This is a genomic window from Pseudactinotalea sp. Z1748, assembly GCF_049725185.1.
Lineage (GTDB): Bacteria > Actinomycetota > Actinomycetes > Actinomycetales > Beutenbergiaceae > CALKWS01.
In genome coordinates this window covers 103,268-126,586 of sequence record NZ_JBMPQB010000002.1, presented here as the reverse complement: position 1 = coordinate 126,586, position 23,319 = coordinate 103,268, and the positions used below count along the sequence as shown (strand labels likewise).

The 23,319-nt window shown below is 69.3% G+C and carries 17 protein-coding genes and 1 riboswitch; of the genes, 5 read left to right on the top strand and 12 right to left on the bottom strand.

Annotated elements, in window-relative coordinates:
• Positions 1-95: 95 nt before the first annotated feature.
• The 8 genes from ACO0LU_RS04860 to ACO0LU_RS04825 all read right to left on the bottom strand — a co-directional run bounded on the left by ACO0LU_RS04860 (position 96) and on the right by ACO0LU_RS04825 (position 10,729).
• Positions 96-1,406 (bottom strand): ABC transporter substrate-binding protein, encoded by a 1,311-nt coding sequence (locus ACO0LU_RS04860; protein ID WP_424790302.1) that lies wholly within the window; start codon positions 1,404-1,406, stop codon positions 96-98.
• 157 nt (positions 1,407-1,563) lie between these two features.
• Complete coding sequence (locus ACO0LU_RS04855; protein WP_424790301.1) at positions 1,564-4,245, bottom strand: Tat pathway signal sequence domain protein; 2,682 nt, start codon at positions 4,243-4,245, stop codon at positions 1,564-1,566.
• Positions 4,242-4,904, bottom strand: coding sequence for a rhamnogalacturonan acetylesterase (locus ACO0LU_RS04850; protein ID WP_424790300.1), 663 nt, complete (start codon positions 4,902-4,904; stop codon positions 4,242-4,244). The genes ACO0LU_RS04855 and ACO0LU_RS04850 overlap by 4 nt, the downstream gene beginning before the upstream one ends.
• Complete coding sequence (locus ACO0LU_RS04845) at positions 4,901-5,857, bottom strand: carbohydrate ABC transporter permease (protein WP_424790299.1); 957 nt, start codon at positions 5,855-5,857, stop codon at positions 4,901-4,903. Before ACO0LU_RS04845 ends, ACO0LU_RS04850 begins: the two co-directional genes overlap by 4 nt.
• Entirely contained in the window at positions 5,857-6,825 is a 969-nt protein-coding gene (locus ACO0LU_RS04840) for an ABC transporter permease (RefSeq protein WP_424790298.1), read from the bottom strand. Before ACO0LU_RS04840 ends, ACO0LU_RS04845 begins: the two co-directional genes overlap by 1 nt.
• A gap of 72 nt (positions 6,826-6,897) precedes the next feature.
• Positions 6,898-8,466, bottom strand: a complete 1,569-nt coding sequence (locus ACO0LU_RS04835; protein ID WP_424790297.1) for an extracellular solute-binding protein — start codon at positions 8,464-8,466, stop codon at positions 6,898-6,900.
• A gap of 46 nt (positions 8,467-8,512) precedes the next feature.
• Positions 8,513-9,268, bottom strand: coding sequence for a YesL family protein (locus tag ACO0LU_RS04830; RefSeq protein WP_424790296.1), 756 nt, complete (start codon positions 9,266-9,268; stop codon positions 8,513-8,515).
• 420 nt (positions 9,269-9,688) lie between these two features.
• Complete coding sequence (locus ACO0LU_RS04825; protein WP_424790295.1) at positions 9,689-10,729, bottom strand: LacI family DNA-binding transcriptional regulator; 1,041 nt, start codon at positions 10,727-10,729, stop codon at positions 9,689-9,691.
• A gap of 178 nt (positions 10,730-10,907) precedes the next feature.
• Between ACO0LU_RS04825 and ACO0LU_RS04820 the strand changes: the two genes are divergently transcribed.
• Both ACO0LU_RS04820 and ACO0LU_RS04815 read left to right on the top strand, forming a co-directional pair.
• The gene (locus ACO0LU_RS04820; protein ID WP_424790294.1) at positions 10,908-12,092 is read left to right on the top strand and encodes a DUF993 family protein; all 1,185 of its coding nucleotides are present in this window, start codon (positions 10,908-10,910) and stop codon (positions 12,090-12,092) included.
• A 17-nt stretch (positions 12,093-12,109) separates the two neighbouring features.
• Entirely contained in the window at positions 12,110-12,766 is a 657-nt protein-coding gene (locus tag ACO0LU_RS04815; RefSeq protein ID WP_424790293.1) for a DUF1961 family protein, read from the top strand.
• 94 nt (positions 12,767-12,860) lie between these two features.
• On the opposite strand, the gene ACO0LU_RS04810 is transcribed toward ACO0LU_RS04815, so the two are convergent.
• Entirely contained in the window at positions 12,861-14,117 is a 1,257-nt protein-coding gene (locus tag ACO0LU_RS04810) for an alpha-hydroxy acid oxidase (RefSeq protein WP_424790292.1), read from the bottom strand.
• Positions 14,118-14,242: 125 nt separating this feature from the next.
• On the opposite strand from ACO0LU_RS04810, the gene ACO0LU_RS04805 reads away from it, so the two are divergent.
• The 3 genes from ACO0LU_RS04805 to ACO0LU_RS04795 all read left to right on the top strand — a co-directional run bounded on the left by ACO0LU_RS04805 (position 14,243) and on the right by ACO0LU_RS04795 (position 17,730).
• Complete coding sequence (locus ACO0LU_RS04805) at positions 14,243-14,893, top strand: uridine kinase family protein (protein ID WP_424790291.1); 651 nt, start codon at positions 14,243-14,245, stop codon at positions 14,891-14,893.
• Between the two features lie 145 nt (positions 14,894-15,038).
• Positions 15,039-16,331, top strand: coding sequence for a BNR-4 repeat-containing protein (locus tag ACO0LU_RS04800; RefSeq protein WP_424790290.1), 1,293 nt, complete (start codon positions 15,039-15,041; stop codon positions 16,329-16,331).
• Between the two features lie 190 nt (positions 16,332-16,521).
• Positions 16,522-16,609, top strand: a riboswitch (glycine riboswitch).
• Between the two features lie 137 nt (positions 16,610-16,746).
• Positions 16,747-17,730: a DMT family transporter gene (locus tag ACO0LU_RS04795; protein ID WP_424790289.1), complete on the top strand. Its 984-nt coding sequence runs from the start codon at positions 16,747-16,749 to the stop codon at positions 17,728-17,730.
• A 19-nt stretch (positions 17,731-17,749) separates the two neighbouring features.
• Here ACO0LU_RS04795 and ACO0LU_RS04790 read toward each other — a convergent pair whose 3' ends face one another.
• The 3 genes from ACO0LU_RS04790 to dtd all read right to left on the bottom strand — a co-directional run bounded on the left by ACO0LU_RS04790 (position 17,750) and on the right by dtd (position 23,319).
• Entirely contained in the window at positions 17,750-19,918 is a 2,169-nt protein-coding gene (locus tag ACO0LU_RS04790; RefSeq protein ID WP_424790288.1) for an FAD/NAD(P)-binding protein, read from the bottom strand.
• 287 nt (positions 19,919-20,205) lie between these two features.
• Positions 20,206-22,761, bottom strand: a complete 2,556-nt coding sequence (locus ACO0LU_RS04785) for an ATP-dependent Clp protease ATP-binding subunit (RefSeq protein WP_424790287.1) — start codon at positions 22,759-22,761, stop codon at positions 20,206-20,208.
• A 132-nt stretch (positions 22,762-22,893) separates the two neighbouring features.
• Complete coding sequence (dtd, locus tag ACO0LU_RS04780) at positions 22,894-23,319, bottom strand: D-aminoacyl-tRNA deacylase (protein ID WP_424790286.1); 426 nt, start codon at positions 23,317-23,319, stop codon at positions 22,894-22,896.

The following is a 23,319-nucleotide window of genomic DNA, read 5'->3' as shown; positions in this document are numbered from 1 at the left end:
CCGGCCGGACTCCCCGGCCGGCCTCGGCACGCGCCCCCTGGTCCAGGAGTGTCGCGTCTCGGCCGCCGGGGTGCCCGGGCGGGTTCCCGCAGTACTCACCAGCCGTCGAGGCCGAGCTGGCGGGCTTGGTTCACCACGTCGTCGTCGTAGTAGGCCGCTGCGTCCTCAGCCGAACGGATGCCGGAGCCGACCTCGACCATGATGTGCTCCAGGTTCGGCCCCTTCACCGGGGACAGGAATTCCAGCGCCGGTGCTGTACGGCCCTCATCGACGTACTGCTCCAGGTCGGTCAGGATCGGCGCGGCATCCGAGGGCAGGTCACAGGTGCCCGGGAAGGGCCCGGCGATCGAGAGGTACTCGGCCTTGAGTTCACACCCGGTGTCGGAGGTGATGAAGGCCACGAAATCCTTGGCCGCTTCCAGTTCAGCGCCCTCGGTGGTCTGCGGGATGTAGATGCCGGCGGCCTGCCAGATGGTGGCCTGGGTGTGCTCGGCCTCCTGCGCCGGGATCGCGAAGAAGCCGATGTCCTCCAGTGCCTCGGGGTTGTCCTGACGCACGTGCGTGATCAGGTTGGACAGCATCGGGTAGTGCACCCCGTCGCGCTCGGCGAGCATCCGGGCGCCGTCGGCATCGGTGGCCGAGGGGAAGTTCTCGTTGAAGTAGCCGGCCTCGTAGACCTCCTCGTGGTTCCGGAAGGCCTGCACGGCGGGCTCATCGGCGTACTTGCGGTTGTTCGCCGTGTACTCCTCCGCCCAGTCCGGGTCCATCGAGTACACGTTCGCGAAGTCGGCGAGGACGAAGAGCTGGGAGGTGTAGGTCGAGCCGTAGGTTTGGATCACCGGGGCCATCCCCGCCTCGGCGATCACCTCGTTGTTCTCCATGAACTCATCCCAGGTCTGGGGAACCTCGAGGCCGAGTTCGTCGTAGACGGCGCGGTTGTAGATGATGCCGCCCCCGAAGGTGGCGCCCCAGGCGTTGCCGTAGGTGCCGTTCTCGGTGCTGACGGTGTTGACGAACTCCTCGTCCAACTCCGCCACCCACGGCTGGTCGCTCAGGTCCACGAGCATCTGATCGGGATTGAGCGCCTGGAAGAGCGACCCGCTGTTGTAGATGAACACGTCCGCCATCTCGTCGGTTGAGAGGCGCGTCTTGACGATGTTGTCGCCGTCGCCACCGCCGGGACGGGAGTCGACCGAGATGGTGACATCTGGGTTGTCGGCGGTGAAGGCCTCGACCAGCGCATCGGCCAGCGCGATGGTGTGGGGCTGGTTGTCGACCAGGAAGTCGATCTCCACCGGCCCGTCTCCTGCTGCGCTGCCCGAACATCCGGCCAGAACCAGGCCGGCCGAAAGGCCGGCGCTGAGTGCGATGAGAGTTCTCTTGTTGTTCTGCAACGTTGCAGCCATTGGACTTCCTTTCGCGGATCCCGTCGTCGGGGTGTTCACACGCTAGGTTGAATCCATTCAGGCTGGCAAGGGGTGACCCAGGTCACGATTTGTCCGAAATCGTTTTCGTTGCTGAATCGTTACAACTAACCAGGTCGGGCTTCCCCGCCGACGCTTTTCAGGCCGTCAGCCCATGCCCTGCGTCGAGCCGGTGCCCGATCAGGGCCAGATTCTGGATCGCCGCGAGGCTGGACTGCGCCGCGTCATTGGTGGAGATGAACACCTCGCTGACCTCGGTGAGCACCTCCGGCGGGCTGATCGTGCGCACCGGCCCCAGGTCCATCGGGGTGTGCTCACCACCGGAGCGGTATGCCGCCCAGGCCCGGTCGGCCATCGACTCCTCACCGAGCCGGTGCGCCGCGTAGGCCAGCAGCCGGGAGTGCCACTGCGGGAAGTTGTTGCCGGTCAGTTCCTGCCCCACCTCGGCCACCTGCTCGGCAGCGTCAGCCAGGTAGAGCCGGCAGTACTGCAGCCAGGCCTGCTCGAACCCGGGCACCTGCACCAGGTCGATCAATTCCGAGCAGATCTCCACCAACCCGAAGATCGCCGAGAGGTGGGAGACCGCCACCTCACGCGCCGGGCCGGTGAAGCGCCCGGTGTCCAGGTCGTAGAAGGCTTCGGCGTGCAGGAACCCGTTCGGGAAGGCTCCGATGTCGGCCATCGTGCCCAGGAGCCGGTCCCTGGCGGCAACATCTCCGGCGATCTCCCAGTTCGCCAACCACGTCGCGGCCAAGGCGCCCCAGTCGGTGCCCAGTCCCACCCGTAGCCGGTTCCGGTCCAGCGGTGCGGCGTCGTCGTCGCCGTGCAGTTTCCGGGTCGGTTCCAGCACCGCCAGCGCCGCGTCGCTGTCGGCCTTGTCCAACAGCAGGTCGCGCGAGTGCTCATCGGCGGTGAGGAAGTAGTGCGGGCGGCGGAACGCCGGGGATCCGATGCGCACCTGCTTGGCGCTGCACCCCCAGTGCTGCACGTTGTGCCGGGTACCCAGGCCGCGGTGCTTGCCGCAGTGGTACACGTCCACGTCCCCGGTGTGCCGGGCCATCGCCTCGGCCATCCGGAACACATCGGCCCGGCCGGTGCGCAGGAACATCGACCACAGCCACAGGTCGGTGGCCAGTTCGGAGTTGTCCCAGGCGTAGCCGCCGACGTCGTACTTCCAGGTGTGCCGGTCGAAATCGTAGGAGTGCATGACGTCGCCGTAGTTCCAGAACCCGTACCAGGACCGCTCCTCGACCTGGGTCAGGTAGAAGTCCACGATCGCGGTGAGCCGGTCCTCCAACTCCGCGCGGGCGGGGCTGGAGCGGTCCGCAACGTCCCAGTCCCCGAATACCCCGGCACGGGCCAGCGCCTGCGGGGTGGGCACCAACCGGGGGCGCTGCCCGGCGTGGGCCGCGTCGGCGGTCAGCGTCGTCAGGTCCGGGGTGGCGGGGTAGGCGACGATGTCCAACTCATGGGTGCGGGCGATCCCGTGGGCACTGCCCAGGCCGGGCTCGTAGTCCTCGTAGGTGATCTCCAGCGCCTCGAGTTGTTGCGGGTAGGTCTCCTGACCGAGGCCGTCGTGGTAGAACCGCAGGTCCATCGGGTCCGCGTCCGGGGACCACAGCCACACGGTCATCTCACCGGAGTCGGTGTCGGCGCCGCGCAGGTCGATCCCGGTGGGATGGGACTGCCAGAAATCGGTCAACCCCACACCGAGGCCACCATCGTTATCACCCAGGTAGGCGAACCCCGCGGCACGGTCCCCGTGGGCCACGTCGATCCAGGGCCGGTCGGCTGCGGTGCGCTTGGCGATCGAGTACCCCTGAGGGCCGAGTTGACGCAGGGTGTAGTCCGGCCAGCGGGGCACCCACGTGAGCAGGTTCCCCACGTCGCGTTGCCACTCTTGCATGTCCGGGGTGGGCCGGCCCTGCACCTGCGCCTGGCGGACTTGTTCACCGGGATCGCGGCGCAGCCCGGTCAGGCCCTGGACCGCCTCGCGAAGCACCCCCTGCTGTGCGCCGACGAAGCGGACGTGCCGGTCGTGGCACGCGGCCCGCAACGGCACCGAGAAGCGCACCCCGAGGGCGGCGAGGAAGTCCTGCTCCGGGTCGCCGTCATAGGTGAAGGTATGCACCATCCGGAAGGTGCGCGCCCCGGCGGTGAAGTACAGCCGCACCGTGAACGGCAGCCAGGCACGGCGCTGCTCCCCGGGCCCGGCCTCGTCCCGGTGGCGTCCGCGCAGCGTCAGGACCGCACGGACCGGCCCGCCCTGTTCCACCTCGACCTCGGTGTGGTGCCCGACGGCGTGGGTCCGGTCGCGGTGGGCGGGTTCGGGGTGGTCCTGGCGTGCTGAGACCAGGTGCGCTCCGGTGGCGACCAGGCGCTCGTCCACGTGCACCGCGCCGACCAGTGCGGTCCCCGAACGGGGCACCACCACCCGCAACGGGCCGGTGTGCACCACGATTTCCTCGCCGCCCGGCTCGACGCGCACCGTGGCGGGTTCAGCAGCCGGATCCGGACTCGCCGGGGCAGGGCGGGCGGCGCTCCCCTGCTCCCCCGCGGCGACCACCCGGTACGCCGCGGCCGGTGCCGCGGTACTGCCGAGTCCGATGCCCGCCCACTTGACCGACCCGTCCGGCCACGTGGCCAGGGGCCACGTCTGCGCCGGAACCGGTGCACCGTCGTCGTCGATCACCGCGAGTCCCTCCGGGGCCGGCACCGCACCCCGTGGCAGTGGCACCCCCAGGGTGGCGCCCGCGGGCAGCCCTGCCGGTGCCGCATCGTCGAGCCAACGCAGCGGTACGTCCACGTGTTGGGTGGTCATGGACTCACTCCCCATTTCCCGATCGGTTCATGCTGGTCATCAAGGCCCTGCAGGGCCCGTAGCTGCTGGGCCACGTACCCGGCCACCGCACGTGCACCGGCGAGGCCGAAGTGGGTGGTGTCCCGTTTGCCGCCCTCGGGCACCGCGTGCGGGAACAGCTCGGCACAGCCCTGCTCTCCCAGCCAGGTGTACAGCCACCGGGTGAAGGCGTTCAGGTCGATCACGGGGACGTCGAGCTGGTCGCCCAGGTTTCGCACCGCAGCGGGGTAACCGCCGTGCGAGACGCGCAGGTCGCCGTCGTCGTTGAACAGGCACCGCTCGGCGCTGGTGACCAGCACCGGTCGACCGTCGGCGGCGCGGACCTGCTCGACGAACCGGGCCAGGTTGTTCCGGTAGCCGCCCGCCGCGGCCAGCTCGGTCTCCTTCTGGTCGTTGTGCCCGAACTGGATCACCACGAGGTCACCGGGCTCGACCGCCGCGACGGTGCCTGCCCAGCGTCCTTCTGCCACGAATGAGGCGGTGGTGGCCCCGCCGACGGCGCGGTTGCGCACCGCCTGTGTCGTGAATTCGTGCAGCACGCCGCCCCAGCCGATCACGCCCGTGCCGTCCACGGGCCCGGGCGCCACGGTGGAGTCCCCGGCCAGGTGAATCGAGTTCACCCCTTCACACTGCCGATCAGGATGCCCTTGGCGAAGTGCTTCTGCAGGAACGGGTAGGCCAGCAACACCGGGATGGTGGCCACGATGATGACGGCGAACTTGATGCCCTCGGCCGGGGGCGGCACCTCGGTGGCCAGGTCGTCAGCGGTCAGCGAGGCCGCCGCGGTCACCTGGCGCAGCACCATCTGCAGGGTCCACATCGACTGGTCGGAGAGGTAGAGCAGCGGGGACATGTAGTCGTTCCAGATCCCCACGGCGTAGAACAGCCCGAAGGTGGCCAGCACCGGCTTGGACAGTGGTGCGATCACGCTGCGCAGGATTCGCAGTTCGTTGGCGCCGTCGATCTTGGCTGACTCCTCCAACTCGTCGGGCAACTGCTGGAAGAAGTTCTTGATGATGATCAGGCTGAAGGGGTTGATCGCCATCGGCAGGATCAGGGCCCAGTAGGTGTTCAACATGCCCAGGTCCCGCACCACGAGGAAGGTGGGGATCATACCGGCGCTGAAGACCATCGTGAAGACCACCAGGGACAAGATGGTGCGCCGCCCCGGAAGGTCCACCTTGGACAGCGGGTAGGCCATCAGCGCGGTCAGGACCAACTGGATCAGCGTGCCCACCCCGGTGACCACCACGGTGGTGATGAAGGAACGCACGAACGCCCGCGAACCCAGGATCGACTCGTACGAGGTGGTGATGAACTCGCTCGGCCACAGGAAGAAGGGTCGGGTGGTGATCTCGTACTCGGTGGCGAAGGACCCGGCCAGCACGTACAGGAACGGCAGGATCGCGATCGACCCCACGACGATCAGGAAGGCGCCGTTGAAGACGTCGAAGACCTTCCCGGCCCGGGTGTTGAACCGGTATCGCTGCTTGTTGGCGCGTGGGCGCTGCGGTACCGCGGGCGAGGTGTCGTGCTCTGCGGGCAGCGTCACGGGGGTGGAGTGCAGTGCCATCAGAAGATCCCCTGCTGGTTGAACCGTTTGGCCAGCCAGTTGGTCCCGAACACCAGGATCAACCCGACAATCGCCTTGGCCAGGCCCACGGCGGTGGCGTAGGAGTAGGCGCCCTGTTGGATGCCCACGAAGTACACGTAGGTGTCGAACACATCGGCCACCGAGCGGTTGAGAGCGTTGGACATCAGGTAGATCTGCTCGAACCCGGTGTTGAGGATCTGCCCGCTCTGCAGGATGAGCAGCACGATGATGGTGGGCTGGATCGAGGGGATGGTGATGTTCCACATTCTTTGCCAGCGCCCGGCACCGTCGATGATCGCGGCCTCGTACTGCTCCTGGTCCACCCCGGCCAGGGCGGCGAGGAAGATGATGGTGCCCCACCCGGTGTTCTTCCAGATCTCCTGCAGCAGGATCAGCGGCCGGAACCAGAACGGGTCGGCCAGGTAGTTCGTGGTGCCACCAAGGGCCGAGTCCAGCAATGCCGACAACGGGCCGGTGCCCATGGTGAACAGCAGCCCGGTCAGGGAGACCACCACCGTCCAGGACAGGAAGTGGGGGATGTAGACCAGGGTCTGTACGGTGCGCTTGAGGATCTGCAGCCGCATCTCGTTCAGCAGCAACGCCAGCACGATCGTCAGCGGGAAGGCGATGAACAGACTCATCGCCGCGATGATGAGGGTGTTCGCCAGGATGCGGGGGAAATCGGGATTGGTGAAGAACACCTCGAAGTGCTCCCAGCCCACCCACGGGCTGCCCTCGATACCCAGGAACGGCACATAGTTGCGGAACGCGATCTGGGCTCCGTACATCGGCCAGAACCGGAAGACCAGGAAATAGATGATGCCGGGCAGCATCAACAGGAACAGCCACCGGTAACGCACCATCGTGGTGCCCAGGCCGCGTCGGCGCCGGTCCGGCGCTGGGCCGGGGGCGATCGCCACGGGTGGCGTCTGGGTTGCAACCCTCACCGCGGGTCCTTTCGTGGGTGGGCTGCCCGGTGGGGGCGGGACTGTGACAGCGCCCGCCCCCACCAGGGGAGCTCAGCCTGCTTGGGAGTAGAGTTCGTTCACCTCGGCGTCCACCTGGTCACCGCCGCTGGAGCGCCAGCGCTCCACCGCCTCGTCCATCCCGGCCTCGTCGATCTGCCCGGCCAGGTACTGGATCCGGGCGTCGGCGATCAGTGTGTCGAGCTGGGTGGCGTTGGTGACGTAGGTCTCCGAGATCAGCCCGAGGGCGGGGTTGAACACCGCGTCTTGCAGGTCTTCGTCCTGGAGTTCCTGACGCAGCTCGAAGATCTCCACGTCATACTCGGTCTGGGGCAGCGAGGTGTAGAAGTGCTCCCCGGCCACGTTGGTGCCCAGTTGCGCCCAGGCGCCCGTGACGAAGTCGGTGAACTCCTGCATGTCGGGGTCGGTCACCGCGTACCCGTCCTCGACCTCGAAGTTGTGGCCTTCGATCCCGTTGTTCAGCAGGACCTGCGCCTCCGGGCTGTTCAGGTCGTTCAGGACCTGCAGCACGGCGAGGAGTTCTTCCTCGGTCTCGATCGAGGAGCGCGGCACAGCCAGGAACCCGGCGTAGCCGGCGGTGGGCAGGGAGAACTTGCCGTTCGGGCCCTCCACCTGCCCGACCAGACGAACGTAGGAGTCGAAGTCGTCCGGGTCGTTCTGGCGGTACAGGTTGATCAGTTCGGCCGCACGGGACTGCACGTCGATGATGATGCCGCCATCACCGTTCATGAAGCGCTGGTTCCAGTCCTCCGGCGGCATGGTGGCGAAGTCGGGGTTGACGTAGCCGGAGTCGATCAGGTCGCGCTGGAAGCGCAGCGAGTCGCGCCACTCGTCGGTGGTCCAGGTGGCGGTCAGTTCCCCGCCGTCATCACGCCACACGTTGCCCGCCCCGTGCCAGACGTCGATGGCGTCCCAGGGGCTGCCGGTGCCCACTGCCGCAGGCCACTCCGGAACGATCAGGCCATAGGTGTCGTCCTGACCGTTGCCGTCGGGGTCATCCTCGGTGAAGGCCCGGGCGATCTCGGCGAGGTCGTCGAGGGTCTCGGGGTCCTCCAGACCGAGGTTCTCCATCCAGTCCGCCCGCAGGATGATCGAGTGGCGGATCACGTCCCGGGCGCGGTAGATGCCGAAGATCCGTCCGTTCACCCCGGAAGCCTCTTGCACCTCGGGGTTCTCGGTGACCAAGTTGGGGAACTCCCCGGAGGCCAGGTAGTCGGTCAGTTCCCAGAAGCCGCCGGCCTCAGCGGTCTGGATGAAGCCCTGGCTCTTGTCCTGGATGACCATCACATCAGGGATGTCATCGCTGGCCAGTACCACGTTGGTCTGGTCGCCGTAGTTGGAGTTGGGCACCCAGCGCATGTTCAGGTCCACGCCGGTCAGGTCGGTCAGGGCCTCCTCGATCTCGCCGCCGGGCTCCGGTGCGGTCGGGGAGAAGAACGGGGCCATGATGGTCACCGAGTCGAGCGAGGCGGCCTCGCCACTGCCGCCGGCCTCTCCGTTCTCACCGCCTCCATTGCCGTTCCCGTTGCCACCGCCGCAGGCGGCCAGCACCAGGGCACCGGCCACCGCAGTGGCCACTGCGGTTGTGTGTCGATAACGCATGGGTTTCCTTTCTCGTCGACGCCGTCGTTGACGTCTGGGGGGTGTGTCAGATCGTGGTTGTCGCTGCCGGAGTGCGCGCAGGGTTCTGCGCGGCAGGGGCCGCCGGGTGGTGCTGATGGGTGTCCCGAGCCGAGATGCCCGTGGTGCCGGGATCGGGTGTACCGGCGGGCTGGGCCGCCAGGCCGCGGTCGTTGGCTGCGTAGAAGGACAGGCACAGCGCGGTGCACAGATACAGCGCCACCCCGACGGACAGCACCGGGAGCAGGCCCGGGACCAGGTAGGTGCCCACGCCGATCAGGGCGAGCGTGGCCGCCAGCAGCAGCGGCGCTCCGGGAAAGCGCACCAGGAACTGCCCGGCCAGGCGCAGACAGTCCCGGCGCCGCACCTCGTAGTGGGCATCCATCGTCACCACCAGCACCTGGTAGACGACGGTCAGGGCGGCGGCAACCGCGATGGCGATCGTCAACGGGCCGCCGCTGCGACCCAGGATGACGTGGTTCACCGCGAGCAGGACCAGCACCAGGTTCGCAGGCGCCTGCAACAGGTTGGCGTGGCCGAACTGGGTACGCCAGTGCCGCACGAAGGTGCGCACCCAGGGATGCAACTCCCCGCGAAGCCGCGCGCGTGCGCAGGTGACCGCCGCGGTCAGCGCCGGGGCCAGTCCGAACAGCACGCCACCGGCCAGGGTCATCACGAGCACCAGCAGGTTCAGGAGCGCGGTGAACAGGACCGTGTCGGCGAACTCCCACGCGCGCCCCACGCCGAAGGCGCGGTCTGCATTCGCCCGGGTCGGACTCGCCATTGGGAACCCCTTCGTGAGACATCTGTCGAGCGCGGGCCGGGGCCGACTGGCGTTTCGAACCTGGGACTCGGTCGGGCACTCTCCCGGCCGAGCGACGACCCTGCCGCTGGACAGCGTTTACCGTTGTGAGCGAGAACATAGCAATAAAACGATTCAACGGTCAAAGGTTCCAGGATCACGGTCTGGACTCGATCCGTCGCACCAGCCCCGCGCGTCACACATCACGCACCTGTTCGGCTCCATCAGGCCGCACGCGGGTAGCCGCTCGGCACCCCGCGCGCCACAACCATCCAATTGCGCGCGTACAGCGCCAACCGGGCGCCCCCATTCGCCACAACCATCCAATTGCGCGCGTACAGCGCCAACCGGGCGCCCCCATTCGCCACAACCATCCAATTGGGCTGCTCGGGCGCGGGTGGCTTACCTGCTCGCCGGGCCGGTGCTGGCCCGTGGCACCAGCGTCGGAGGTACCTGCTCGGTGTTCACCGGAACCCCCACGATCAGGTCGATCAGCGCCTCCAGGGCACGCCTGCCCAGCACGGTGAAGTCCTGCTGCACCGTGGTCAGAGGCGGGAAGTAGTGATCGGACCCGGTCACGTCGTCGAAACCGACTACCGAGACCTGTCCGGGCACGTGCACGCCCGCCTCGGCGAAGGCCCGCAACAGGCCCAGCGCCATGTGGTCGTTCGAGGCAAACACCGCGGTGGGCAGGTTTTCGAGCAACTCCTGGCCGATCGCATACCCCGACGCGGCGGTCCAGTCCCCCAGCCGGTCGGCACGAGCGCGGATCCCGGCCTCGGCCAACGTGGCGTGCCAGCCGCGGGCGCGCGCCCGGGCGTCGAACCAATCCACCGGCCCGGCCACATGCACCACGTCACGGTGGCCCAACTCGATCAGGTGCTCGGCCACCATCCGTGCCCCCGCGCCCTGGTCCACGCTGAGCGCGTGCTGGCCGGGCTCCCACTTCGGGGTGGCCGCGATCATCAGCACCGGCAGGTCGGCCGAGGCGTTGCGGGCCGCCGCCGCGATCTCCTCGGTCGGGGCGATCACCACCGCGCCCTCCACGGCCTGGTCCAGGAACCGGTCGAAGATGGAGGTGACCATGTCCGGCGTCGGATGCATGGCGGTGGCCACGGCCACGAAGTACCCGGCCTCCCGCGCTGCGCGCTCCACCACGGCCAGGGTTCGGGAAGGGCCGTAGTGCTCCGATCCGGTGGTCACGATCCCGAGCGTTCCCGAACGCTGGGTCACCAGCGCCCGCGCCGCGCTGTTGCGCCGGTAGCCCAGCTCCTCGATCGCTTGCACCACCTTGATGCGGGTGCTCTCGCGCACGTTCGGATGCTCGTTCAGCACCCGCGAAACGGTCTGGTGCGACACCCCGGCCAGACGTGCGACATCCAGCATCCCCGGACGGGTCCGCCCGCCTGCCACCATCGCCTGCTCCCGCCATGTCGCGCGCATCAGAACACAGATTCTACGGCTCGACACCCGGCGGGCAGCGCACTCCCGCGCGGCGCCGGGACGGTTCGGCAGGCACACGCCCGCCCGGCGGCCTACCGTGGCCGGAACCGGTGCACGTGCGTGGCGCACCAACATCGGGCCGACCGCACCGGTGCGCCGGCGCGAAAGGAGCCCAGCCATGACGACGACGGACATCACCCTGTCCCTGCCCGGCCCCGATGGCACCTGGGAGCCGCTCACCCTGCGCCAACCCACGCACTGGCCCACACCTACCGGCCCGCTGACCGCCCGGTCCGCCTACGCCGCCGTCCCGGTCGCACCCCGCCACGATGCCGACAACGTCCCCGGCGCACCGGCCCTGATCGACTGGGATGCGACCTTGGGCATGCGCCAGCGGATCTGGGACGCCGGGCTCGGCGTGGCCGAGGCGATGGACACCGCGCAGCGGGGCATGGGGCTGGACTGGGACGGCGCCGCCGAACTCATCGAACGCTCCGCCGCTCACGCCCGGGCCGCCGGCGGGACGATCGCTGCCGGGGCCAACACCGACCACCTACCCGCCGATGCCACACCCACACTCACCGAGGTGATCGATGCCTACCGCCACCAGGTCGAAGTGATCCAGCGCGCCGGTGCCCGGGTGATCGTGATGGCCTCACGTCACCTGGCCGCCGTTGCCACCCACCCCGAGGAGTACGCCCAGGTGTACGAGTCGGTGCTGGCCGATGTGGACCAGCCGGCGATCCTGCACTGGCTCGGGCCGATGTTCGATCCGGATCTGACCGGCTACTGGGGCAGCGAGGACCTGGACGAGGCACACCGGACCGTCGCCGACCTCATCGCCAGAGGCGCAGACCGGATCGAGGGCATCAAGGTCTCGCTGCTGGAGGCACGGCGCGAGATGGACCTGCGCGCCGAACTGGCGCGCCGGGCCCCCGGGGTGCGCCTGTACACCGGGGACGACCTGAACTACCCGGACCTGATCCTCGGCGACGGTCGGCACCACTCCGATGCCCTGCTCGGGGTGTTCGCGGTGGTCTATCCGGCCGCCTCGGCGGCCCTGCAGGCCTTGCAAGCGGCCGACGACGACGGGGCTCGCCGGATCCTGGAGGGCACCGTCGCCCTGGGCCGGCACATCTTCGCCGCTCCGACCCAGTCCTATAAGGCGGGGGTGGCGTTCTGGTCCTGGTTGAGCGGGCACCAGCCGGGCTTCCAGATGCTGTACGGCATGCACTCGGCTCGCTCCGCAGCCCACCTGATCGAGGTGTTCCGTCTCGCGGACCGGGCCGGCCTGTTGCTGGACCCACCGGTCGCGGCTGCAAGGATGTCGGCGTTCCTGCAGGTGGCCGGCTACCGGCCGTGAGCAACGAAAGTGCCCGCATGCCCAGTACCTACCGCAACCGGCTGGCCTCGACCGCAGACCTCGACCGTTTCGTCCTGGAGGGCGACGGCGCGATGTCCTTCCCCAGGGGCCGGTTGCGCCTGGAGTCCCTGCGCGATCCCGGCGAGGGTCAGGACGCCAACATCGTGTTGTGGTGCCCGCAGCCCTTCGGTGCCGAGGTGGAGATCTCCTTCGACTTCTATCCGCTGACCGATGAGGGCCTGTGCATCCTGTTCTTCCACGCCACCGGTCACGGTGGCCGCAGCGTGCTGGACCCCGCCCTGGCGCCACGCACCGGGCCGTACGAGCAGTACCACCACGGGGATCTGGACGCCTATCACGTGTCCTACTTCCGCCGGAAGTGGGACGGCGAGCGGCGCTTCCACACCGCCAACCTGCGCAAGTCCCACGGCTTCCACCTGGTGGCTCAGGGCGCTGATCCGCTCCCCTCGCTCGCCGATGCCGATCCGCCGTACCGGATCTCGGTCCGCACCCGACGTGACCGGATCCGCTTCGCGATCGACGATCTGCCGATCTTCGACTGGCACGACGACGGCAGCACCGGGGGTGACCCGTTGCGCGGGGGCCAGCTGGGTTTCCGACAGATGGCCCCGATGATCGCCGAGTACGCCGACCTGACGGTCCGGCCACTCTGAGCACCCCCGCCCGGGGGCCTACTCGCCCCAGGCCCGGCTCCGCCGTCAGGCCCGGCTCGCCCCGCCGTCTGGGGCGAACGTCCGACAGCCGGCTTCAGGCCTGGTGATGCACCCCCGCGCGCGGGCGGGGGATGAGTCGCTGGAGCTGGGTAACGTGCCCCGGTTCCAACTCGGCCAACGAGGCCGCCCCCAGCAGGCGCATGGTGCGCTCGATCTCGGCGCGCAGAATCTGGATCATCCGGTCCACCCCCGCGCGACCGCCGGCCATCAGCCCGTACAGGTAGGCCCGGCCCACCATCGTGAAGTCCGCACCCAGGGCGACCGAAGCCACGATGTCGGCCCCGGACATGATCCCGGTGTCCAGGATGATCTCGGCGTCCTGCCCCAGTTCGGCGGCGACCTGGGGCAACAGGTGGAAGGGCACCGGAGCACGGTCGAGCTGACGCCCGCCATGGTTGGACAGCATGATCGCGTCCGCGCCGGCCTCGACCACCTTGTGGGCGTCAGCCAGGGTCTGTACGCCCTTGACCACGGTCTTGCCGGGCCACTGCTGGGCGATCCAGCGTAGGTCCTCGAAGTCGACGGTGGGATCGAACATGGTGTCCAGGAGCTGCGCCACGGTGCCGGACCAGCGGTCCAGCGAGGCGAACGCCAGCGGCTCGGTGGTGAGCAGATCGAACCACCACTGCGGGCGCGGGATCGCGTTCACCACCGTGCGCGCGGTCAGCGAGGGCGGGATGGTCAGACCGTTGCGCACGTCCCGCAGGCGGTTCCCGGCCACCGGTACATCCACGGTGACCAACAACGTGTCGAACCCGGCTGCGGCGGCCCGGTCCACCAGGGCCATCGAACGCTCCCGGTCCTTCCACATGTAGAGTTGGAACCAGTTGCGCCCGGATGGATTGGCCAGTGCGACGTCCTCGATCGAGGTGGTGCCCATCGTGGACAGGGCGAACGGGATCCCCGCCGCCCCAGCGGCACCAGCCCCGGCGATCTCTCCCTCGGTCTGCATCATCCGGGTGAAGCCGGTGGGGGCGATGCCGAACGGCAACGCCGAGTGCCCGCCCAGGATCGTCGTGGCGGTGTTCACCTCGGCCACGTTGCGCAGGATCGAGGGGTGGAACTCCACGTCCTCGAAGGCTTGGCGGGCCCGGGTCAGGGACAGTTCCTGCTCGGCCGCCCCCTCGGTGTAATCGAAAGCCGCGCGCGGGGTGCGGCGCTGGGCGACGGCGCGTAGGTCGGCGATGGTCTGCGCTGCTTCCAACCGACGACGGCGACCGTCCAGTACCGGCGGCTTGAACCGCAGCAGGGGGGCCAGGTCACGAACCCGGGGAACTCGCCGCTTGACCATCGAAGCACTCCTCACGTTGGCGCCGGCCGGGGTACCTGCACCCGCGGCTGGTTGAGGATGAGCCTAACGCCGCTGGCAGGGGGGCGCGGTCCGGTGCGCCGCCGGCAAGGGCGATAATCTGACCCATGCCCTTCGCCCGTGGCGCCGATTCCGATCCGGCACTGTTCGATCTGCCCAGCGGTAGCCGGCGTGCACCCCGCCGGGTGGTGCTGATCACCGGGGCCTCGGGTTCGGGAAAGAGTTCCCTGGTGCGCCGGCTCGGCCTGCCCGCACTGCAACTGGACGACTTCTACCGCGACATCGACCACCCCGGTCTCCCGCAACGCTTCGGCAGCGTGGACTGGGACTCCCCACTGGCCTGGGACGGCGCCGCGGCAGTGCAGTCGCTGGAGGAGTTGTGCCTGAACGGAGAGGCCGAACTGCCGATCTATGACATCCCCACCTCCCGGCGCACCGGCACCACCCGGCTGGTGATCTCGGACCACCCCGTAGTCCTGGCCGAAGGCATCTTCGCCACCGAACTCATCAACGAGTTGCGCTCACGCGATCTGCTCGCCGAGGCGTTGTGCCTGGTGCGCCCGCGGGTGCAGACCTTCTGGTTGCGCTTGCTGCGCGACATCGCCGAAGCCCGCAAGCCCATGCCGACGCTGGTGCGCCGGGGGCTGGCACACACCCGCGCCGAGCCGGCCCTGATCCGCCACTGGACCGGCAAGGGCGCCCGCGCGGTCTCGGTGAGCGAGGCTGAGAGCCTCATCCAAGGGCTCGCGGCACACTAGCGGTACCGGCAGCGCCGAGGCAGACCGGGCGGGGGTGGCCGCATTTGTTCGGCCCGGCCGGACCAACTTGACCTGCGCCGACGCCCGCTCTACGGTCGCCATGTATCGGAGAAATTCCCGAAGCTTTCGAGAGAGTGGTGGCCCGATGGCGGCTGATCCGGTGTTCGACGCTGACCCGTGGGTCCTGAACCGCAACGGCGCCTGGTGCTGGTATCAGGACGAACGTGCCCTGGTGGATCCCGAGTCCAATGTTCTGGTGGTCGGTTCGGTGGCGGCGCCCGAGGGTGAGGATGGCGCGACCCGAGCCGGGAACGTGGAACTGACCGTCACCGACCTGAGCACGGGAGCGTCCACGATCGTGGTGCTGCACGAGAACCTGGAGGCCGATGACCACAACGTCCCCGGCCTGTGGCGCCGGCGCGACGGTCGCTGGCTGGCGGTCTACGCCAAGCACAAGAGCGACAACTACACCCGGTGGCGCGTCAGCGAGCCGGGGGACCCGACCACCTGGGGCCCGGAGCAGACCTTCGACTGGACCGAACTGACCGGGGGCCGCGGCGTCACCTACTCCAACCTGCACGAACTGGACGGGCGCCTGTACTGCTTCGCACGGGCGATCAACGACGACGCCTGTGCCCTGGTCTCCGATGACGAGGGCGACACCTGGACCTTCGCCGGCAAACTCTTCGACCGGCCCAAGGTCGGTTACGTCAACGGATACTGCCGCTACGCCGGCACCGACCGGATCGACGTACTCACCACCGACCACCACCCGCGTGACTACAACAACTCGATCTACCACGGGTACCTGAGCGCAGGTGCGCTGCACGCCTCCGATGGCACCGTCGTCGACCCCCACGCGCTGTCCGGACGGGCCCCGGACCAGGCGAACCTGACCACGGTCTTCGCCGCCGACTCGGTCTGGGACGGGGAGCGGATGACGCGGGGGTGGACGACCGACATCCGCCGCATCGAGGGCACCGTGGTGGCCACCTTCACCGCCCGCGCCAACGACGAGCCGGAGAACTCCAACTTCGCCGATCACCGCTTCTTCTACGGGCGCACCAACGACGACGGAACCTGGGGCGTGTTCCAGGTCGCCAAGGCCGGGCGTGCGCTGTTCGCCCGCGAGGAGGACTACACCGGCCTGATCGCGATCGACCCCTACGACGCGGACTCGGTCTACGCCTCGACCCACATCGACCCGCGCGACGGGTCCGAGTTGGCCCACCACGAGATCTTCCACGGCCGTACCGCTGACGGCGGCGCCACCTGGTCCTGGACCCCGGTGACGCAGGACTCCTCGGTGGACAATCTGCGCCCGATCGTGGCGCCCGGCGATCCCGGCACCCTGGTGTTGTTGTGGTTCCGTGGCGAGATGACCGCCTCGCAGCACTATGACTGCGAGATTGCCGCGCACGTACTCCCCCGCCGTTGAGGGTGTCCACCTGAGCCACTCCTCACGCGGGCACCGCGAGGCGGGACAGTTCCGAAGCGGATCCCCGGTCGCGCAGGCGCCGGCGCCGCCGCCGGTCGTGTCAGTGCGGTTCCGTGCGACAGGAGTGAGGCGGGCCACATCGGAAAAGCGCGGCGCGTGGCATAATCGAGGCAGAACTGAACATGCCACTTCAGCCGTGGCGGGAGAGCCCGCACGAGCGGGCGCCGACGGAGCAACCTCCCCGGGAATCTCTCAGGCACCCAGACCGCCGCCGGCCAGGCTCCTCTGAAAAGTAACCCTGCGGGGTTCACCGATGGTGCAGGCGGGTGTGTGCCCGCGAAATCTCTCAGGTCCGATGACAGAGCGGGGAACCACCCGACCGCTTGGCGTGCCTGCGCCCGTCCCGAGGAGTTCCTTGGCAACGTTCATCGATACACCGGCCCGTTCCGTCCCGGCCGCGGTCACTCCTGCTACGCCGCCTCCGCGCCCGCCCGCTGCCTCGCGCCGTCCGAACCGTGCGCTGGGCCTGATCGCGATCTTCGTCTCGACCACCGCAATGGGTACCGCCGGGGTTTTCGGGCGATTGTCCAGCCCTCCGGGTGCGGTGATGGGTGAGGCACTGACCATGGGCCGGATGCTGGTGGGCGCCCTGGGCATCCTGGTGCTGCTCAGTATCACCGGACGCCGGCACCTGCTGCGGCAGACCAGGTTGTCGCCCGCGGTCGTGCTGGGCGGGGCCTTCCTCGGCCTGTCCTTCGCGCTGATGCTCTCGGCCACGGTGCTGACCGACCTGGCCCTGGCCGTTGCGCTGCTCTATCTGGGCCCGGTGCTCGCAACCGTCCTGGCCAGGGTGATCCTGAAGGAGTCCCCCACCCGCGCCGAGACGTTGACGCTGGCGGCTGCATTCACCGGCATGATGCTGGTGGCCGGGTTGATCGAGGGTCCGACCACCTCCTCGCAGAGCCACCTGCTCGGGATCCTGCTCGGGGTGGCCTCCGGCGTGCTGTACGGAGCCGCGCTCTTGTGCTACCGGTTCCGCACCGACATGCCGGCTGACGTGCGGAGCTTCTGGAACTTCACCTTCGGCACCCTGGCCACCGGGGCCTTGGTGGCCCTCACCCGCCCGGACCTGAGCGCGATGACCCCGGCGAACTGGGCCTGGGCCCTGACGTTCTTCGCCGTTTGCGGCCTGCTGGCCCTGGGCCTGCTGGTGCTGGCCGGTAAGCATCTGCGCACCGCCGAGTTGTCCAGGGCCTCCTACTGGGAGGTGGTGGTGGCCCTGCTGCTGGGCGCGGCACTGTTCGGCGAGGCGATCTCGGCGCTGAACTGGGTGGGTGTGGCGATCATCGTCGCTGCCGCCGGACTGCCGCTGCTGCGCCTGCGCCGGGGAGTACGCTGAGCGCGCCGTTCCGCCCTCCTCAGACCGGGACGGCGATCCGCTCCAGCGCCCGGGCGGCCACCCGGTCCGCGCCCGCCAGGAGCGGCGAGGGGACCCCGGGGGTCGCCCCGATAGCCGAGCCCGGCTGGACCGCCTCGGCCGGGATCCCCAACACCAGCACGTCCGGATCCGCCCGGCCCGCGGCATCGATCAGTGCGAACCCCTCAGGGGTGACATCCACGGAGGTGGTCGCCGCCCATCCACCGGCACTGCTGGCGTCCGGTACCCGGTGCAGCCGGGCTCGGGCGCTGCCCATCAACGCGGACAGCAGCGGGTCGGATGTGCCCGGCAACTGTCCCCGGGACATCCGGGTCTCCAGGAGCGCCCGGGCGACCACCCCCCCGGGGTGAACGCGCGTGCGGGCCCGGAAGCCGTCGTCGTCGGGATCGATGACCAGGCCCTCCCCCAGGAGTTGCACCACTCCGGCGCGCACCAGGGCCAGGAGCTGAGCGGTACGCCGCGGCGGCGGGCCGGATGCCAGGGTCAGGCCCAACGGCACGAACCAGTCCTCGTACTGGACCAGCCGGGCGCGCCCGTCCAGTGCCCCGGCGGCCACATGGCGCCCGAGGAGGACTCGCAAGGTAGCCATCGCCCGGTTCACCGCGTTGCGCGGGGAGGTGAGCGGGTTGGCGATCGAGGCCTGTTCCTGGTCCAACCACGTGCGCACCCAGTCGTCCCACTGCTGCGGGCCCGACACCGGAGCGGGCCGGTCCAGCCGGTCCAGGTCCAGGGCGTAACCGGGTGCGGTAACCAGATCGGCGACGACGGCGGTGGGATTAGCGCCGCGGCTGAGCGCGGCGACGATCGCGGCCTCGTCCACCCCCTCGACCACGGCGTGGCGGTGGTGGGCAGCCAAGGTGATCAGGTGCGCGGCGGCGAACTCGGCGGCCAACAGCGGCCAGACCAGGGCGCGCAGGTCCGCAACGCCGCCCCGGCACGCGTCCGCGAGGGCCCCGGCGGTGGCGATCCGGGGCCGCCACGGCGGGGGCATCCCGGTTGGGTAGGCCCCCTTGCCCCGGTAGGGCAGACCGCGCCGAGATCCCACCAGCAGCCGCGGTTCCGCGCCGGAGGGCTCGTAGTGCAGCGGTGCGCCGGCAGCAGCGCCACCTGCACCGCCGTCAACGGCGGCGAACCCGGCGGCATCAACCTGTGCGCCGGTGTCCGCCAGCGTGAAGCGGCCCCCGCGGCCTGCGGTGAGGATCCCGATGACGTCGAAGAAGTTCGCACCCATGCCCGCCACCAGCACGTCCTGGCCGTCGCCGGGCACCTCGGTCCAGTCCCGCTCAGATGGCATCCCCGGGGGCATGTAGAGCAGGCGCCGCTTGCGCGCCCGGTCGGTGCGGGCGCGGGTCTGATCCGACGGCTCGGCCTGGATCATGCCCTGGGCAAGGACCACCATGGGGGCGCTGATCGCGGCGACCGGCTCGGGGTGCTGGGCGCGGTGTCCGCGGGGTCCATCGACGGCCACCCGGTGGGCGCCAGCGAGCCGGACGAGGCGGCGCCTTTCCACTGTGCCGTTGCCGGTGGGGTCAGCCGTTTCGTGGGCGCGCGTGGCCAGCCCGGTGCCGGCCGCGGCGATGTCGGTCGCGGTGCCCTCGATGTGCCACACCTCGATTCCCCCGCGGCGGGCGGCCTCGGCGAGCTGGTCGCGGTAGTAGACCCCCTGCAGCCGCCGGGTCGGGTAGGACTCCGGGCGCAATGCGGCGAGTTCGGCGCCGAGCCATGCCGGTCGCTCCGGGCCGATACCGAGGTAGCGCTGCGTCGGGGCGTGCGAGCAGGCGGCCGCCCACTGCACCAGGTCCGGCCCCGGCACCAACGGGCCGTCCTGGTCGGTGCTGGCGTCGGCGTGCGCGGTGGTCTGGGCGCTGTAGGTGTTGTTCAGCAGCAGCGGGTGCTGGTCGGTCCGCCAGGTGGCGCCGGCGCCCACCTGGACCGCGTCGATGATCGCGACCCGCAGCGCCGGATCACCGGGGGGCGCGGGAGCGCCGAACGGCTCGTCCGGGCGCAACCGCGCGGCCAGGCGGGCCACGGTGGCCACGGCCCGCGGCCCTCCGCCCACGATCACCAGGTCCACCTCGGGGGTCGGCGGGTCGACCTCGACCGGCAAACCGGGGGCAGCCGAGGTGGCAGCGCCGTGCGAATCCCTCACATCAGGCACGCTAACCAGCCCCTCGGCATCGTTCCAGCGGCAGCGCGGCCATCTCACCATCCGGCCGGCAGCCGCCGGACCGGCGCTCGGTACCACGGAAGGGCGGCTGCGGCGCAGGTGAGGCCGGTCGGTCGCCCGTGCGGCCGATCGATCGCGTGACCGGTCTCAGCGCCCCGACCGGTCTCAGCGGGATTGGGGGTGCGGGGTGCCGCGGGTGGGGCACGCGAACGCCCCGTGCACGGGGTGCACGGGGCGTTCGCCGGTTGTGGCCCAGGGGCGGGCGGGGCTCAGTCCTCGTCGGCGGGGGCGTCCTCAGCGTTGCTGTTGGGCGAACCGGCGCCCACCGCCGCGGCGACCGGCTCTGCGGCCTCGAGTTCCTTGGCGGGCTCGTCGCCGTCCACACCGGTGAACGTGAACTCGGCGAGCAGCCCCTCTCCGGTGGCGTCCACGTAGACCTTCTGGCCCGCGGTGAGTTCACCGTAGAGGATCTTCTCGGAGAGTTGGTCCTCGATCTCGCGCTGCACCGCGCGGCGCAGCGGCCGGGCACCGAGCACCGGGTCGTAGCCACGATCGGCCAGCAGTTCCTTGGCAGCGGGGCTGAGTTCGATCGTCATGTCCTTGTCCGCCAAGCGAGTGGCCAGCGCACCGACCATGTGGTCCACGATCTGGTGGATCTCCTCGCGGGAGAGCTGGGGGAAGACGATCACGTCGTCGACGCGGTTGAGGAACTCAGGACGGAAGTGCTGCTTGAGTTCGTCGTTGACCTTGATCTTCATCCGCTCGTAGTTGGTGGACAGATCCCCTCCGGCCTGGAAGCCGGTGAGCAGGCCCTTGGCGATATCACGGGTACCCAGGTTGGTGGTCATGATGATCACGGTGTTCTTGAAGTCCACCATGCGGCCCTGGGAGTCGGTCAATCGGCCGTCCTCGAGGATCTGCAGCAGCGAGTTGAAGATGTCCGCGTGGGCCTTCTCCACCTCATCGAAGAGGACCACGGAGAACGGCTTGCGCCGCACCTTCTCGGTCAACTGTCCACCCTCTTCGTAACCGACGTACCCGGGCGGAGAACCGAACAGGCGCGAGACGGTGTGCTTCTCGGAGAACTCGCTCATGTCCAACTGGATGAGCGCGTCGTCATCACCGAACAGGAACTCCGCGAGCGCCTTGGCCAGTTCGGTCTTCCCCACACCGGTGGGGCCGGCGAAGATGAACGAACCACCCGGACGCTTGGGGTCCTTCAGTCCGGCTCGGGTGCGCCGGATCGCCTGGGACAGCGCCTTCACGGCGGCGTCCTGGCCCACGATCCGCTTGTGCAGTTCGGCCTCCATGTTCAGCAGGCGCGAGGACTCCTCCTCGGTGAGCTTGAACACCGGGATACCGGTGGACATCGCCAGCACCTCGGCGATGAGCTCCTCGTCCACCTCGGCCACGGTGTCCAGGTCGCCGGACTTCCAGGCCTTCTCCTTGTCCGCGCGGGTGGCGGTGAGGTTCTTCTCCTCATCGCGCAGCCGGGCGGCGCGCTCGAAGTCCTGATCGTCGATCGCCGACTCCTTGCTGCGGCGTGCCTCGGCGATCTGGTCGTCGAGCTCCTTCAGTTCCGGCGGGGCGGTCATCCGGCGGATCCGCAACCGGGCGCCGGCCTCATCGATCAGGTCGATCGCCTTGTCCGGCAGGAACCGGTCGTTGACGTACCGGTCGGCCAGTTGCACGGCGGAGACCAGGGCCGGGTCGGTGATGGTGACCCGGTGGTGTGCCTCGTACCGGTCGCGCAGACCCTTGAGGATCTCGATCGCGTGCGCCAGGGTGGGCTCATCGACCTGGATCGGCTGGAAGCGGCGCTCCAGCGCGGCGTCCTTCTCGATGTGCTTGCGGTACTCCTCCAGGGTGGTGGCCCCGATTGTCTGCAGTTCACCGCGGGCCAGCATCGGCTTGAGGATGGAGGCGGCGTCGATCGCGCCCTCCGCCGCACCGGCGCCGACCAGGGTGTGGATCTCGTCGATGAACAGGATGATGTCGCCGCGGGTACGGATCTCCTTCAGCACCTTCTTCAGGCGTTCCTCGAAGTCCCCGCGGTAACGGCTGCCGGCCACCAGCGCACCCAGGTCAAGGGTGTAGAGCTGCTTGTCCTTCAGGGTCTCGGGCACGTCGCCGCGCACGATGTCCTGGGCCAGGCCCTCCACCACGGCGGTCTTTCCGACGCCGGGCTCACCGATCAGCACGGGGTTGTTCTTGGTGCGGCGAGAGAGCACCTGCATCACCCGCTCGATCTCCTTGCCCCGCCCGATCACCGGGTCGAGCTTGGAGTCGCGGGCGGCCTGGGTGAGGTTCCGGCCGAACTGGTCCAGGACGGCCGAACCGGACGGGGTGCCCTCGCTGGGCCCACCGGTGGAGACGGCTTCCTTGCCCTGGTATCCCGAGAGCAACTGGATCACCTGTTGCCGGACCCGGTTCAGGTCCGCGCCGAGCTTGGTCAGCACCTGGGCGGCCACGCCCTCGCCCTCACGGATGAGGCCGAGCAGGATGTGCTCGGTGCCGATGTAGTTGTGTCCGAGTTGCAGGGCCTCACGCAGGGAGAGCTCCAGCACCTTCTTGGCGCGCGGGGTGAAGGGGATGTGCCCCGAGGGAGCCTGCTGGCCCTCCCCGATGATCTCCTGCACCTGCTGACGCACGGCCTCCAGGGAGATGCTCAGCGACTCCAGGGCCTTGGCGGCGACACCCTCACCCTCGTGGATGAGACCGAGCAGGATGTGCTCGGTACCGATGTAGTTGTGGTTCAGCATCCGCGCCTCTTCTTGGGCGAGGACGACGACGCGACGGGCTCGGTCGGTGAATCTTTCGAACATGTACAGCTCCCAAGGGCCGGGACCAGGGCAAGACTGGTCGTGGCAGATACATTGATGCTAACCGTGGGCACAGGGGTTTCCTGCCCGTGTTCGCCAGCGGCGTGATCGGCGGGTCGGCCCGGACCGGGCCGGTCAGCTCTCCAGCACCAGCGTGACCGGGCCGTCGTTGACCAGCGACACGGCCATGTCCGCGCCGAATACCCCGGTCCGGGTGGTCAGGCCGCGCCCGCGCAGGTCCTCGATCACGGCGCCCACCAAGGGCTCTGCCACCTCACCCGGCGCCGCCTCGGACCAGGTGGGCCGGCGGCCCTTGCGGGCCTGCCCGTACAGCGTGAACTGGCTGATCACCAGCACCCCGGCGTCGGGGTTCTCGGTCAGGGAGGTCTCACCGCGCAGAATCCGCAGGTCGGCGATCTTGCGGGCGATGAACTGCGCGTCCGCCGCGGTGTCGGTGTGGGTCACCCCGATCAGGGCGAGCAGGCCGGTACCGATCTGCCCGACCACCTGCCCCTCCACCTCCACCGCAGCGGAACTGACTCGTTGCAGGACGGCTCGCAC